The following is a 14,108-nucleotide window of genomic DNA, read 5'->3' on the forward strand; positions in this document are numbered from 1 at the left end:
CTCAGCCGCTGCATTTTCCTGCGGCGTTTACAACAAGCGGTGAACACTAAGTTTTGCGCCGCTTGTTCGCCCGCTGCTTTTGCGCTTGCGGTTAGTGGAGAATGGCGTTATTTAGAGGCCGCGAGATGAAACGCGCCGATACGCCGATACGAAAAAATTGACACGGCCAAAAAGCTATGATAGCATAAATTTTATACGAAAAAGTTTAAATTTAACGTCTGAAATAACGCCGTTAAATTTAGCTTCAATCAAGGAGAAATGTATGAAAAAGTACAAAAAATCGATTTTTGTTTTTGCAGCCTTAGGTTTTTTGTCGGCTTCCGTTTTTGCCGCCGGCAAAGGCGAAGGCGGTTCCAAGATTCCCGTAACGTTTGCGGGAACGGAAGCCGCAACGACGGGACAGAGCCGCATGATGATGGCTGCGGCAGAAAAACTCAACAATTCCGGGCGTTTCAGCGCTACGGTACAGGTTGCGGGCGCTCTTTCAGGCGATACCGACGCCTTGGTAACGCAGGCGAAACTCGGCGTAAGTCTCGTCGTTCCGAGCGATCCCGGCCGTCTGGCAAGTCAATTCAATATTCCGGATCTTAATATCCTGATGGCGCCATATATTTTGACGGATCCCGAATTGCTGAAAAAACTTCCCGACACTCCGCTTTTTAAAGAATGGCAAGCCGCTCTTGAAAAGCAGGGAATTATCTATATAACTAATATGTATAACGGATTCCGCTCTTTTTATACCACAACTCCCGTAAATAAAGTTGCAGACCTGTCCGGTCTCCGCATACGCGGCTTCGGGAATGCGATCGGAAACAACCTTGCCAAATACTTGGGATTTGCAAATATCGGTATTCCGTGGTCGGAAGTCTTCCCCGGAATTCAGTCTAAAACTCTTGACGGATGCGAAGTGCAGGTTGCAAGCGCATACGGAAGCCGTATCTATGAAGTTGTAAAATACCTTGCCTTATCCAAACACTACATGCTTCAGTCGTCCTTTGTGTGTTCGTCCAATTTTTATAACAGCATGCCCGCCGCCGATCGCGAGTTTTTTATCAAAACTATGCGAGAAACGGCTCTGGAATACGGCGCGATCATCGCAAGCGAAGAAGCCGGTTACTATGAAAACATGAAGAAGAACGGCGTTCTGATCACGGAAGTAAGCCTTGATGAGTTCCAAAAGGCCATAAATCCGTTGTACGTAAACAACGATTTGGGATTTTCCGCCGGTCTTAAGGAAAGATTGTTTAAAGAACTCGGAAAATAGTGTTTTTTAATCGGCCGCCGCAAACGCTTTTTAAGGTTTGCGGCGGTATTTTCGACGGGGCGCTTTATCGGTCGTTATCGGTATAAGACGACTAAGGAATATCATCTCGGAAAAAACTCGCCTTTCGCGATTTTTTTTTCGAGATTTCTACGAGTTGAACCCGTCGTATTATCGCGAGTTGCAACGTCGCATTTTATAAAAGTTTTAAGCTGAGTTCCGGCGTCCTTTGCCGAATTTTATAAAACCGCTAATCTTAATCTTTTAAAGCCTATAGTTTTATAGGACGGGATCATTTTTCATGCGGATCTCACGCTTGACGTAATGTTTAAGCGTGCGCGTCTTGTATGAAATGGAGAATAACATATGAGAAAACTATATGGAATCCTTTGCAAGGCCGAAATTATCGTGTGCGGCGTAGGATTCATTTTTTTAATTCTTTTTGTTTTTATGTCGGCCATACTTCGTTTTTTTCGCGTATCAATGTCGTGGAACATTGATCTGGCTATGCTTCTTTTGGCGTGGACGGCGTTTTTAGGCGCGGACATAGCGTGGCGCAGCGGCCAGCTTATAGGAATCGATTTGCTTACGCGTTATTTACCCAAAAAACTGCAAAAAACAGTATCGATTTTGATATATGTCATTATTTTTTTTACTTTAGTGGTCATCGCCGTTTACGGTTGCCGCCTTGCATGGACGGAACGCTTAAGAACTTATCAGTCCATGCCGATTCCTTATTCAATAGTAACCTTGAGCCTTGTCGTCGCTTCAGCTTCAATGGCGGTTTCTACGATAGGAAAAATAAAGAAGATCATAATTTATTTTAATGAAAAGTCCGAAAAAGACGCCGCGCGATAACGCAGCGCGGTAAAAATTCCGTCTTTTAGTTTAGGGGGATATGATGAATTTTTTGTTATTATGCTTTGTGGTCTTTCTTGTCATGGGAATGCCCATTGCTTTTGTTATAGGTATTTCGGGGTTCGCCTATTTTTTAAGTCAACCCGTATTACCGTTTGAAGCCGCCGTGCAAATGATAGTTTTGCAAAGTCAGTCTTTCGCTTTTCTTGCCGTTCCCTTTTTTATATTCGCAGGTAATCTGATGAATGTTTCGGGAATTACCGAGCAGCTTTTAGGACTTGCAAGATTGCTTACGCGCCGCATGTACGGAGGAACCGCGCAGGTTTCCGTCGTCATGTCGACTTTGATGGGCGGCGTTTCAGGTTCCGCGACGGCGGACGCCGCTATGGAAACGCGGATTTTAGGTCCTGAAATGATGAGGCTGGGCTACAGTAAAGGGTACATATGTTCCGTAAACTGTCTTACGGCTCTCATAACCGCGACGATTCCGCCAAGTCTAGGGCTCATAATATTCGGCTTTATAGGAGAAGTTTCCATAGGAAGACTTTTTGCCGCAGGCATAGTGCCGGGCTTTCTGATGACGTTTTTTCTTATGGCGACGACTACTATAACAAGCCGCATAAAGAAATACGAACCGCCTAAGGCCGACGCACCCAAGCTTTCATTCCGCGAACTTTTTGATAATTTAAAAGTATCAATATGGGCTCTTCTTTTCCCTGTAATCTTGATCGTCGGAATACGGTTCGGCATATTTACCCCGTCCGAATCCGGAGCGTTCGCCGTTATTTATGCCATTGTAATAGGCAAATTCATATATAAAAAACTGACTTGGGAGAACTTTAAATCCGCTCTTCTTACAACCCTTAAGGATAACGGAGCTATAATGCTTATCATTGCCATGTCAGGGCCGTTCAGTTATGCGATCACATGGGTAAGACTTCCTGCGGTATTGAGTTCTTTTATCTTCGGAATAACGGATAATCCTCAAGTGCTTACTCTTATCATGCTTGGGTTTTTGTTCATTACGGGAATGTTTGTGGACAGCAATGTAAACTTTTTGCTATTAACGCCGATCTTTTTGCCCATGGTGACAAGCGTAGGAATGGATCCCGTCCATTTCGGAGTTCTCATGGCTACGATCGTTACCTTAGGCGTAATGACGCCGCCCATAGGATCCGCACTTTATACCGTGTGCGGTATTATAGACTGTCCGCCAGAAGAATATACGAAGGAAAGCCTTCCGTTCCTTCTTGCAATTTTGATTGAGCTTTCAATTCTTGTGTTCTTGCCGGATTTAGTATTGTTTATTCCCAATATGATATTCGGAAAGGTGTGATTTTTGCCGGACAGATTTTCAACGGAAGATCTGTCCGATATTGCTTATAAGTCGCGCATCCATGTGAAACAAAAGCCGTCCTAAAATTATAAAACACGTTATTTGAAGTTTTTTTTGTAGGGGCGACTTTTAAAGGTTTTTACAGAAGTCCGTTGATATATGTGCTATAATACACATATGGAAGATTGTAAAAAGTATTTGAAAATTCTTGCGCGGCAATATCCTTCGGAGAGAGCCGTTATCACAAAGCTCGTCAACACTCAGTCCGTTTTAAATCTGCCCAAGGGGACGGAGCATTTTTTAACCGACATACACGGTGAATACGAACAGTTTAACCATGTTTTAAAAAACGGATCGGGTTCCATATGGCAGAAAATTGAAGAAGTATTCGGCCTTTCCGAATCCGAGGCTTCAAAAAAGGAACTGGCAACCCTTATCTATTATCCGCGGGAGCGCCTTGAGCTTGAGAGGTCTTTACACGCTCAGGATATTAACGACTGGTACACGGTCATTCTGCACCGGCTTGTTCTCATCCTCAGGCGGGTTTCTTCAAAGTATACGCGGTCCCATGTAAGAAAACTGATTCCGCAGGATTATTCATATATAATAGAAGAACTTACAACCGAAAAAGAGGAAATAAGCGACAAAAAAGCTTATTATTCGTCGATTATTGCGACAATAATCCGCATAGGCGCTGCGGAAGAATTTATTATAACATTTTGCAATCTTATTCAAAAACTTGTCATCTACAAACTTCACATCATAGGCGATATTTTTGACAGAGGGCCTTCCCCGCATTTGATTATGGACAAGCTCTTGGACTATCATTCCGTGGATATCCAATGGGGCAATCACGATATAGTGTGGATGGGAGCCGCTGCGGGAAGCAAGGCGTGTATTGCAAACGTTTTGCGCATGTCGGCAAAGTACAAATCTTTGGATCTTCTTATAGACGGGTACGGAATAAATCTCACGCAGTTTTTTGCGTTTGCCGCCAAAGTTTATAAAAAATCCGGAGAAAAAAGTCTTTTAAATGCCGCAGCGATGATTCAGTTTAAGCTGGAAGGCCAAATTATCCTTGATCACCCGGAATTTGAGATGAATGACAGGCTGTTTTTCGACACTCTCGACGTTCAAAAAGGAACGGTAACGATCGAAGGAAAAACATGGAAACTCAATTCCGCCGATTTTCCGACTTTTAATCCCAAGGATCCGTATTCGCTTACGTCGGAAGAAGAAGAGATAATGAACAGGCTAAGGTCTTCGTTCCTTCACAGTGAAAAGCTTCAAAAACACGTACATTTTTTGTTTACGAAGGGCAGCATCTACAAAATTTACAACGGAAATTTGCTCTATCACGGTTGCGTGCCTTTGGCAAAGGACGGCAGCTTTGCAAAGGTAAATATCTACGGAAAAGAATTTTCCGGCAAGGCTCTGTATGACGAACTTGAAATTTGGGCGCGGCGTGCGTTTTTTTCAAAGCAGGGCAGCGCGGAACGCCAAAAGGGCGAGATCATGATATGGTATTTGTGGACAGGGCCGTATTCTCCCATGTTCGGTAAAAATAAAATGGCGACCTTCGAGCGCATGTTTATTGAAGAAAGCGAGCCTAAGGTTGAAGAAAAAAACACTTACTATAAAACGCTTGAAGATCCGGACATGATAAAGAAAATTTTTGCCGAATTCGGAATAGATTACAATACCGGCCACATAATAAACGGGCATGTTCCTCAAAAGGTAAAAAAAGGTGAAACTCCCATAAAATGCGGAGGAAAACTTCTTATAATCGACGGAGGATTTTCCGCCGCCTATCACGAGGCTACGGGCATAGCGGGTTATACGCTCGTTTCCAATTCGCGCGGAATACGGCTGGTAGTGCATAAGAAGTTTGAAAACACGCAGTCGGCCATAATGAACGAAACCGACATTGCTTCAGAAACCATTACCGTAGAAACTTTTGCAAAAAGAAAATTCATCGCCGATACGGAACACGGGCAGTCGCTTAAGGAATTTGCGGCGGATCTGGAAGAGCTTTTGGAAGCCTACAGGGACGGAAGCATTCCCTATGTTAATGAATAGGTTTCGTCCTGTGCGACAACGCGGAATTGATAAAGCAAGAAAAAAATTATGAATTACTCGAATATTTTTGTTATTATTTTTTTGGCATCGACGGTATTTTCTTTGTTCTTGGATCAAGCGCTCGAATTTCTTGACTATTATAACCGCTTGAAAAACGGACGCAAGGTTCCCAAAGAGCTTTCCGGCATAATCGTTGAAGAAAAATTAAAATGCATCTGCGCATACGAAGATGCAAAATATGTGCTGCAGATTCCTGAAAGCATATTGTACGCGGGGCTTTCTCTGCTTTTAGTCTGCGGCGGAGTTTACGCTTTTATTTTGAAATTTACACTTCAAAACGTTACGCAAGCCGCTTTTTTTGCAGTCTTTTTATTTGCGCTTGTCTCGTCTGTTCCGGGAAAGATCGTTTCGCTTCCTTTTGAGCTTTACCGGGAATTTTCAATAGAAAAACGTTTCGGTTTTTCGGTAATGACGTTTAAGATGTGGGTTTTAGACCGAATAAAAGACTGTATAGTCCAGCTTTGTATTACGGCGCTGCTTCTTGCCGTGATGACCCTAATATTTTCGGTTTTCAGATCTTCATGGTGGATATTTTTAGCCGCCGCTTACATATGTATTTCGCTGCTGATTTCGCTAATTTATCCCTTGTTTATCGCTCCGCTATTCAATAAATTTACCGCCTTACCCGAAGGCGAACTTAAAGACCGCCTCGAAAAACTTCTTGCAAAATGCGCTTTTAAAGCTAAAGGACTTTTTGTCATGGACGCTTCAAGACGGAGCCGTCATTCAAACGCGTATTTTACCGGATTCGGAAACGCCAAGAGGGTAGTTCTTTACGATACTCTTATAAAACAGCTTTCCCCGCAGGAAATAGAAGCCGTTCTCGCCCACGAGCTGGGTCATTATAAAAAACACCATATCGTAAAGCGGCTTTGCATAATGATTCCGCTTGTAGTCCTTGCGCTATTTGCGGCTTACAGGTTAAGTTTATCGCGCGGAATGCTAGATGCCTTCGGCTTTTCTTTTTTAAATGAAAGTTATAGAACGGTGGAATGTTTTGCCGCTCTTTTTTTGCTCGGAATAATTTTCGGCGGATTCGGGAGTTTGTTAGGCGCCGCGGGGAATTATTTTTCCAGAAAGGATGAATTTGAAGCGGACGCTTTTGCCGCAAAAATCTGCGGAGACGGAAAGGCTCTTTCCGATGCGCTTATAAAATTGAATATGGAAAACATGTCGGAAATTTCAGTCCCTAGAATTTATTCGGTTTTTAATTATAACCATCCGCCCTTACTGGAAAGGTTACGCGCTCTGGGATACAAAGGCGGCGGCGCAAGTCGATAAAAATCATTTTAGCATGTGAAATTATCGGCTGAAACGGCTGAAAAGCGGCTCCGCGCCTGCGATGTTAAAGTATTATGGAAACGAAGATCGGAAAAAATAACGAAAATATCAAAATAGGAATTTGCTTGTCGCTGCTCGGCGGATTCCTTGATTCTTATTCATACATTCTTAAAGGCAATGTTTTTGCGAACGCGCAAACAGGAAACGTAGTGCTGATCTTTATTGCATTGGCTAACCGTGAATTCAATAAAAGCGTAAAATACCTTATTCCGGTTGTTACTTTTGCCGTAGGAATATTCATATCGGAATTGTTAAAAACAAAAAGGAATTTGCGCTCGCACATCAGGCTTAAAATGATTTTGATACTGGAAGCTGTGTTGATAGCCTGTATTGCATTTTTCGGCAAAAATTATTCCAATCATGCGGTCAACTGCGTTATATCGTTTATAGCGGCGGTTCAGGTAGCGAATTTCGACAGAATAGATAACAGCCCCATCGCTACTACGATGATAACCGGAAATTTAAAAAGCGGTATGATTCAATTGTCGCAATACATTCATACGAAAAACCGAGATTGTCTTTATTCGTTTATCAAATACATGATTGTGATTTGCAATTTCGGTATAGGCGTAATCATAGGCTGTGTTTCGATAAGATTATATTCGGAGTATTCGATATTGGTGTGTGAAATATTTTTGATATCGACATATATCACAATTGAAGAGGATAAAACCGGTTTGCCCTGACACAGCGGATTTTTACGGCGGCAATGCTGCGATGCTGCGGCGACGGGTGTTGCGGCTCTGCGGCACTGTGATGTTGCGGACAAAAAAAGCCCAGGTATTCCACGGCACGAGAGCAATCTTACTACAGTTGCTTCATTCCTGATCTGGCTGGGTTTGCAAGCTGCGCTCTGCATGGCACCTGGGCAAAACGGAAAGGGGGGGATTCGAACCCCCGGTACCTTTTGGGTACGCACGCCTTCCAAGCGTGTACCTTAAACCACTCGGACACCTTTCCAAAGTTTAATTTACGGTCACCTTGAAAAATCACTGAAGGCGATTTCTCAAGATTTACTGTTAAGGAGAACTGCGGAATCTTGCGATCGCAAGGATAATTCCGCTTTACGGAAAGAGGGGGATTCGAACCCCCGGAACCAATAAAGGTTCAACGGTTTTCGAGACCGTCCGGATCGACCGCTCCCGCATCTTTCCAGAAGTAATTATTCATCAGGCCCAAAAACCTGTACGAGACTAACACGATTCGAACGTGCGACCCTCACCTCCGCAGGGTGATGCTCTAATCCAGCTGAGCTATAGTCTCATCTACAGTTAAAAACTGTACATCTAGCGGAAGCGACAGGAGTCGAACCTGCCCAGCCCGAAAGGAACTGACGGATTAGCAATCCGTTGTATTACCGCTCTACCACGCTTCCGTAAAATTAGCCGGAGCGAGAGGGATTCGAACCCCCGGAACCTCGCGGTTCAATAGTTTTCAAGACTACCTCCATCGACCACTCGGACATCGCTCCAAAGATGTAGAAAAATCATAACAGAATTCGAGCGTCATTGTCAAGCCGCTGCAAAGCGCCCAGCGGACTATGCCTGTATGGGGCTTCGGCCAAGAGCGGGCCGCTGTCCGCGCATATCGGGAATTTATCTAGCGTATATCGAACCCTGTCCGGCTTATGTTGAGAATTTATTCGGCCGGCGCCGAACTGCTATCGGGCGTCTATCGTCTGCGTTGCGATAAAGTCTACCTGACTTCCGCAGATGTCCTTGATAATAGTTTGTCCCGTCTTTATGGGAGCCTTTATTATGATATTGTCAAGGGTTTTCATTGCGTCGAACATCATTCCTTTGGGGATCGTGCCGCTGGTTTTTACCGGGCAGCGGGAATAGCGGCCGCCTTTTACGGCGACGGTGCTTGTCACTATGCGGCGAGGATCTTGAATTTCCTGCTTACCGTAAATTTCACCGCGCTTACATAGATTCCCGCTGACGGCAAAGCCTTTGGTTTCGTCTACGCTTAGATGGCATCCCGTCGGGCAGCAAATACAGATTATATTTTTCATTGTCGTTCGTCCTTATTGTTTATTTTACGGCTTGTTCGGTTTCAATGCCGATTGATATTTTACCGCTCGCATCGGCAAGCATTTTTTTTGTAAGATCTATTCTTTCCATTTCGCCCGGCGCCAAGTGAGTTCGCTTTACGCGGTAAATTTCTTTGCCGTCGGATTTTACGCTTATAAAGGCCGGAGTTTTGTGTACCGAGCGCACACGAAAATAAACGCCTATCTTATCGCCGAAATTTCCGTTTCTTATTTTTTGAGGAACGGTATAGCCGACGTCAAAACCGTTGGATATTTCTATAATATTTTCTTTATCCGCCGCGCCGGAGTTTTTATCCTGCATGACGAACTGTGCGCTTCCGCGTCCGGCTATCTGTCCTTCTTCGGTTACAAAGTCTACAAGGTCGTGCACGTGTACGGCATTCCCGCAGGCAAAAATTCCCGGCACGGAAGTTTCTCTGTTTTCAAAAACTACGGCCCCGCGAGTTCTTGAATCCATGGTTATGGAAGCCTTTTCAGTAAGTTCGTTTTCGGGAATAAGCCCCACGCTTAAAAGTATAGTGTCGCAGTCAAATTCCATTTCGGTTCCGGGAATCGGTTTTCGATTTTCATCAAGTTTCATGACGACGGCTTTTTCTACGCGCTTATCGCCTTTTATGTCGACTATGGAATGCGACAGGTATAAGGGAATGTCAAAGTCGTGCAGACATTGGACTATATTGCGCGTAAGCCCCCCTGAATATGGCATTATTTCAACGCAGGCAAGGACTTTTGCCCCTTCGAGAGTCATGCGGCGCGCCATTATGAGCCCTATGTCTCCGCTGCCTAAAATGAGCACGCGCTTACCCACCATGTATCCTTCAATGTTCAAAAGACGCTGAGCGGTTCCCGCCGTATAAATTCCCGCAGGCCGGGTTCCGGGCGTTGCTATGGCGCCGCGCGTTCTTTCACGGCAGCCCATGGCAAGGACAATGCTTTTAGCGTTGTAAATGCAGTACCCGTCCGAAGTGTTTATGGTGTGAACCTTTTTGTCGGAAGTGATTTCCAAAACCATAGTGTCAAGTTTTATCTCTATGCCCGTTTCCGACACCATGTTCACAAATCGGCCGGCGTATTCAGGGCCCGTCAGTTCCTCTTTGAAGTAGTGAAGGCCGAACCCGTTATGTATGCACTGCATCAAAATTCCGCCGGCCTCTTTTGCCCTCTCGACTATAAGTATCTTTTTAAGTCCTTTATTCCACGCTTCAAGTGCGGCCGCCAAACCGGCAGGTCCCGCGCCGACTACTATAAGTTCATAGGATCCGTTCATAGGGCACCTTCCATCAGATCTTTTTCCGATTCTTTTTTAGTTATTCCTGAAAGCATAAAAGACGCCGCTTTATCGAGAATAACGTCTTTATAACTCATGTGTGTGTGTTTCATAAGAATTTCTATCACGCGGGGGCCGCAGAACCCTCCTTGACATCGCCCCATTCCCGTTCCGCATCGGCGCTTTATGCCGTCTATTGAAACGGGCGGCACAGGCGAAGAGAGCGCTTCAAGAATCTCTCCTTCCGTAATGGTTTCGCAGCGACAGATTATCCTTCCGTAAAGCGGATTGTGCTTTATAAGCTCCGTTTTTTCTTTCAAAGAAAGCTCTTTGAACCTGATCCTTTGTCTCTTGTCCGTGTAAACTTTTTTTTCTTCCAGCGGGAGCCCTGATTTTTCAAGCAGCTCAAGGCAGCGCACCGCTATTGCCGGAGCCGAAGTCAGCCCCGGCGATTTTATGCCTGCAAGGTCTATGAAGCCTTTGGTGTTTTCGGCTTCGGCGATTATAAAATCGTCCGTATCCACATTTGCTCTCACTCCCGCAAAATTTCTTATCGATGTGCGAAGATCCAAGTGGGGTACTGAAAGGCGCGCTTTTTCTGCTACAAAGTCAAGTCCTGCGCTTGTGACGCTTACGTCGTCCTTAGCGGAAGGGCTTGCGTTCGGCCCTACGATTATGTTTCCGTGCGCTGTGGGCGACACTAAAACTCCTTTGCCGTTTTCGTTCGGACACTGAAAGATCACGTGATTTACAAGGCCGCCTGTGTTTTTATCTAAAAGGTAGTATTCGCCTTTTACGGGTTTTATTTTAAACGTCGGAGGTGAAACCAAGTTGTGAATGACGTCGGAATTCAAGCCTGCCGCGTTTACGACATATTTTGCCGATACTTCGCTGCCGGATTCGCTTTTTACGACGTATCCGCCGTTTTCGGCTTTGACTACCGAATTTACTTTGAAATTTCTGTAAAGAGTTGTGCCGTTTTTTACGGCCGTTTCAATGAAGGCTAGCGCATATTCCCACGGAGATACCACTCCCGCGGACGGTGCGAACAGAGCGCCTTTTATTTTTGTGGAAAGATTTTTTTCTTTGTTTTGCACCTGTTTTGCATTTAGAATTTCCATGCCCGGAACGCCGTTCGCAACGCCTCGGTCGTACAGGTCTTTTAGAGTTTTCATTTCGGAATCGGAAAAAGCTACGACGTATGAGCCGCACCATGACACGGGAACGTCAAGGTCTTTGCACAGATTTTTAGCCATGGCGACTCCGTCTACGTTAAGCTTGGCCATCGTTGTTCCCGGTTCAGGGTCGAACCCTGCGTGAAGGATACCGCTGTTTGCTTTTGTCGTAACATCGGAAACATCGTTTTCAGCTTCGACGACAGCTATGTTGAGCTTATACTTTGAAAGCGTATATGCCGCCGCCGCGCCTACGATCCCACAGCCGATCACGGCTACATCGTATTGCATAAGACCCCCATAAGGAAGGACGGCGCGCTTTGTAGCTTTTTTACATAAAAAAAGAGTGAACGCACGCCTATCCCATTTTCGGACAGAAGCAGTTTCACTCTTAATACTCAAGAAACGGCACTTATCTTAAAAACTAAAATATCGAGAATTTTCTCTTAAACAAAGTATAACACATATTTTTTTTGCAGTCGAGAAAATTTTTAACTGTTGGCCGTTCCCGCTGCAAAAATTTTACAGCGTTTCCCCGGCGACCGCACTAAGGACATTTTGCAGGATCACGGACGACGGACTGTTGAAAAAATAATCGGCTTTTGCGGCGGTCCTCTTCCGGATATTGCGGTAAAATATCGGCCGCCGCTTTTAAATTTTTTCTATTTCTTTTTCCCGAATCTTTTCAATTTCATCATGCTGTTTGTCAAATATTGACATGATTTCGTTCACGACTTTTTGTTTGGGATCGGGATCGTCTTTGGGAAGTTTATTTAAAATATCTTCCCTGAATTTTTTACATTCGATGACGGGGCTTGACGCTTGTATTATTATATCTTCATAGACCAAGTCTGCCAGCATATCGTCGGTATTTTCCGGATCAAGGCGCAGGCAGTTTCCGTTTATGGAAACGAGGATCATCACATCAAACATGCGGAGGTAACTGTCTACTTCGCGAAGCCCGCGCTTTGTTTCGGGGTTTCCCGGGCGATAGCGCGTTCCCGCCGGAAATACCAGTATAACCTGTCCCCGCTTTTTGCACGCATCTATAGCGCGCATTGCTGCAAGATTGATGGCTCTGGCGCGTTTTTTTTCGGCAAGTTTTTCTTCTTCAGGAATTTCTTTATTTTCTATGGAGTCCAAACTGCGGCTAGGATAGATTATGACGCGCGTAAAGCCTTCCGCCCACGCGCGCACCATAGGGTTCTCTTCGTTCAGCTTCATGCCCGCAATCGCTACGATTCGGTCGGACAGTTCCTTTCCCCACGGTTCTTTATAACAGGCCAGCTGATAGATAAGAGCGGGCAGATCCATGTTGCTATAATGTTCCATAAGGATAAGACCGCGCTTTCCGTTTTTTACGGCCTCGTTAAAGGCTTTGAAATTTTCAACGTTTTCAAGCCTTGTCCCCGGAAGCATGTTTTCTTTAAGCATGGAATACATGACTTTTCTTGTTTCGATGTTCGCTTCTTCGTATACGTTCGTAGCATCAATTTTAGGCGCAGCCTTGGTAAGCGAAGACATAAGTGAAAAATATTTACCGTATTTTTGTCTTAAAGATAACGCCATGTCGTATTGCTCCTGGTTATTTCCCTTTATTTTGATTTGCAAGCTTTTAATAAGTAATTGTAATACAAAGATTTATTAAAAACTTTGCGGCACTTTTAAGGTGCTTCCAATACCATCCCTTGAGTTTCGGAAGCCGCATACGGTTATTTTATGCCGTATGAGTTTTACTGTCAACAAAGCGGAAAGAAGAGTGGTGCGGGAGAAGCACGAAAGGGAGGTTTGCCCGCAAGTCCTCTGGAAGGAAAAATAAAAAAACGCGACCGCGCATAACGCCTCCGACAAGCGGGGCGCTCATGCCGTCACGGTTTACCGCAGAACTTTTGGAGATAGCCGGAGTCGAACCGGTGACCTATAGATTGCGAACCTATCGCTCTACCAACTGAGCTATATCCCCGTATTTTTTTATTATACTATAGATCGGCGATTTGTTTCAATACCGCAGGCAGGCTGTACACGGAATCAATATGAAAAATTTTTCCGCCGGCGGCATCGGCGTCCGACAAAAACGAAGGCACTGAAGACGCTTTATATGAGGGGCTTCCTACATGAGCGCAAATGCCTCCGAGCCTTTTATATCCTAGGATATATTTTATTTGATCGTCAATAAACAGGGTGTCGCCTACGGTTCCGCCCGAACGGCGCAAAGCGGTCTCAAAAGCTATAGGGTAAGGCTTGCCTTTAAAGGCGCAGTCGCGTATGTCGGTTACGGAAGAAAACAAATCTTTTATATTTAAAAAATTTAAGACGCGCTTGGCGTGTTCCATAGGCGCATTAGTCAAAACTGTCATGGGAATTTCAAGCGACAGCAAAAATTGCCGCATTTCAGGATCGGGCAAAAGATTTTCAGTCTCGTTTTCGGGGTGAACTGCAAAAAGATAATCTTCCGCATCCGTCATACCGCTGTTCATAAGCCATTCCAGCGTTGAACCGAACATCGGCAGGTTCTTTTTCCTTCGCGCAACCGCCTCTTCGTATGTGACGTTAAAAAATTTTGCAACATACTTGATCATATTTTGTGTAATGGCCTTCGTCATTTTGCCCGAAGGATAAAGCGTGTCGTCCAGATCGAAGATCAGGTGTTTAATAAGCATGGGATTTCCTTTTGCGTG

General features: G+C 44.7%; 11 protein-coding genes, 6 tRNA genes and 1 other RNA gene. 6 read left to right on the forward strand and 12 right to left on the reverse strand.

Going from position 1 to position 14,108, the window contains the following annotated elements; all coding sequences use genetic code 11:
- The first annotated feature begins 262 nt into the window (after window positions 1-262).
- The 6 genes from dctP to HRI96_RS01540 all read left to right on the forward strand — a co-directional run bounded on the left by dctP (window position 263) and on the right by HRI96_RS01540 (window position 7,621).
- Window positions 263-1,264, forward strand: a complete 1,002-nt coding sequence (gene dctP / locus HRI96_RS01515) for a TRAP transporter substrate-binding protein DctP (RefSeq protein WP_210117783.1) — start codon at window positions 263-265, stop codon at window positions 1,262-1,264.
- A 363-nt stretch (window positions 1,265-1,627) separates the two neighbouring features.
- Window positions 1,628-2,119 (forward strand): TRAP transporter small permease, encoded by a 492-nt coding sequence (locus HRI96_RS01520; protein ID WP_210117784.1) that lies wholly within the window; start codon window positions 1,628-1,630, stop codon window positions 2,117-2,119.
- Between the two features lie 43 nt (window positions 2,120-2,162).
- Window positions 2,163-3,455: a TRAP transporter large permease gene (locus HRI96_RS01525; RefSeq protein ID WP_210118587.1), complete on the forward strand. Its 1,293-nt coding sequence runs from the start codon at window positions 2,163-2,165 to the stop codon at window positions 3,453-3,455.
- 177 nt (window positions 3,456-3,632) lie between these two features.
- Window positions 3,633-5,534 (forward strand): fructose-1,6-bisphosphatase, encoded by a 1,902-nt coding sequence (locus HRI96_RS01530; RefSeq protein ID WP_210117785.1) that lies wholly within the window; start codon window positions 3,633-3,635, stop codon window positions 5,532-5,534.
- A gap of 48 nt (window positions 5,535-5,582) precedes the next feature.
- Window positions 5,583-6,875, forward strand: a complete 1,293-nt coding sequence (locus HRI96_RS01535) for a M48 family metallopeptidase (RefSeq protein ID WP_210117786.1) — start codon at window positions 5,583-5,585, stop codon at window positions 6,873-6,875.
- 74 nt (window positions 6,876-6,949) lie between these two features.
- Entirely contained in the window at window positions 6,950-7,621 is a 672-nt protein-coding gene (locus HRI96_RS01540) for a YoaK family protein (protein ID WP_210117787.1), read from the forward strand.
- Between the two features lie 85 nt (window positions 7,622-7,706).
- Here HRI96_RS01540 and ffs read toward each other — a convergent pair.
- From ffs to HRI96_RS01600, 12 genes are all read right to left on the reverse strand, one after another.
- An RNA gene (ffs, locus tag HRI96_RS01545) (signal recognition particle sRNA small type) lies at window positions 7,707-7,805 on the reverse strand.
- A 4-nt stretch (window positions 7,806-7,809) separates the two neighbouring features.
- A tRNA-Ser gene (locus HRI96_RS01550) sits at window positions 7,810-7,895 on the reverse strand.
- 107 nt (window positions 7,896-8,002) lie between these two features.
- Window positions 8,003-8,089 (reverse strand) — tRNA-Ser (locus HRI96_RS01555).
- Window positions 8,090-8,123: 34 nt separating this feature from the next.
- Window positions 8,124-8,198: transfer RNA gene (locus HRI96_RS01560), tRNA-Arg, on the reverse strand.
- 27 nt (window positions 8,199-8,225) lie between these two features.
- Window positions 8,226-8,310 (reverse strand) — tRNA-Ser (locus tag HRI96_RS01565).
- Between the two features lie 11 nt (window positions 8,311-8,321).
- Window positions 8,322-8,406 (reverse strand) — tRNA-Ser (locus HRI96_RS01570).
- Between the two features lie 189 nt (window positions 8,407-8,595).
- Window positions 8,596-8,949: a DUF1667 domain-containing protein gene (locus HRI96_RS01575; protein WP_210117788.1), complete on the reverse strand. Its 354-nt coding sequence runs from the start codon at window positions 8,947-8,949 to the stop codon at window positions 8,596-8,598.
- A 19-nt stretch (window positions 8,950-8,968) separates the two neighbouring features.
- The gene (locus HRI96_RS01580) at window positions 8,969-10,255 is read right to left on the reverse strand and encodes an NAD(P)/FAD-dependent oxidoreductase (protein ID WP_210117789.1); all 1,287 of its coding nucleotides are present in this window, start codon (window positions 10,253-10,255) and stop codon (window positions 8,969-8,971) included.
- The gene (locus HRI96_RS01585; RefSeq protein WP_210117790.1) at window positions 10,252-11,721 is read right to left on the reverse strand and encodes an NAD(P)/FAD-dependent oxidoreductase; all 1,470 of its coding nucleotides are present in this window, start codon (window positions 11,719-11,721) and stop codon (window positions 10,252-10,254) included. Before HRI96_RS01585 ends, HRI96_RS01580 begins: the two co-directional genes overlap by 4 nt.
- Before the next feature lie 360 nt (window positions 11,722-12,081).
- Window positions 12,082-12,999 (reverse strand): lysophospholipid acyltransferase family protein, encoded by a 918-nt coding sequence (locus tag HRI96_RS01590; RefSeq protein ID WP_210117791.1) that lies wholly within the window; start codon window positions 12,997-12,999, stop codon window positions 12,082-12,084.
- A 321-nt stretch (window positions 13,000-13,320) separates the two neighbouring features.
- Window positions 13,321-13,393 (reverse strand) — tRNA-Ala (locus tag HRI96_RS01595).
- A gap of 16 nt (window positions 13,394-13,409) precedes the next feature.
- Window positions 13,410-14,090 carry an HAD-IA family hydrolase gene (locus HRI96_RS01600; protein WP_210117792.1) on the reverse strand — a complete coding sequence of 227 codons (681 nt, stop codon included), beginning with the start codon at window positions 14,088-14,090 and terminating at the stop codon, window positions 13,410-13,412.
- Between the last annotated feature and the right edge of the window lie 18 nt (window positions 14,091-14,108).

The sequence above is a fragment of the Treponema parvum genome, from assembly GCF_017893945.1.
GTDB lineage: Bacteria > Spirochaetota > Spirochaetia > Treponematales > Treponemataceae > Treponema_D > Treponema_D parvum_A.

Coding starts and splice junctions, on each gene's coding strand:
- dctP (WP_210117783.1), top strand. CDS start 263: ATGAAAAAGTACAAAAAATCGATTTTTGTTTTTGCAGCCTTAGGTTTT.
- HRI96_RS01520 (WP_210117784.1), top strand. CDS start 1,628: ATGAGAAAACTATATGGAATCCTTTGCAAGGCCGAAATTATCGTGTGC.
- HRI96_RS01525 (WP_210118587.1), top strand. CDS start 2,163: ATGAATTTTTTGTTATTATGCTTTGTGGTCTTTCTTGTCATGGGAATG.
- HRI96_RS01530 (WP_210117785.1), top strand. CDS start 3,633: ATGGAAGATTGTAAAAAGTATTTGAAAATTCTTGCGCGGCAATATCCT.
- HRI96_RS01535 (WP_210117786.1), top strand. CDS start 5,583: ATGAATTACTCGAATATTTTTGTTATTATTTTTTTGGCATCGACGGTA.
- HRI96_RS01540 (WP_210117787.1), top strand. CDS start 6,950: ATGGAAACGAAGATCGGAAAAAATAACGAAAATATCAAAATAGGAATT.
- HRI96_RS01575 (WP_210117788.1), bottom strand. CDS start 8,949: ATGAAAAATATAATCTGTATTTGCTGCCCGACGGGATGCCATCTAAGC.
- HRI96_RS01580 (WP_210117789.1), bottom strand. CDS start 10,255: ATGAACGGATCCTATGAACTTATAGTAGTCGGCGCGGGACCTGCCGGT.
- HRI96_RS01585 (WP_210117790.1), bottom strand. CDS start 11,721: ATGCAATACGATGTAGCCGTGATCGGCTGTGGGATCGTAGGCGCGGCG.
- HRI96_RS01590 (WP_210117791.1), bottom strand. CDS start 12,999: ATGGCGTTATCTTTAAGACAAAAATACGGTAAATATTTTTCACTTATG.
- HRI96_RS01600 (WP_210117792.1), bottom strand. CDS start 14,090: ATGCTTATTAAACACCTGATCTTCGATCTGGACGACACGCTTTATCCT.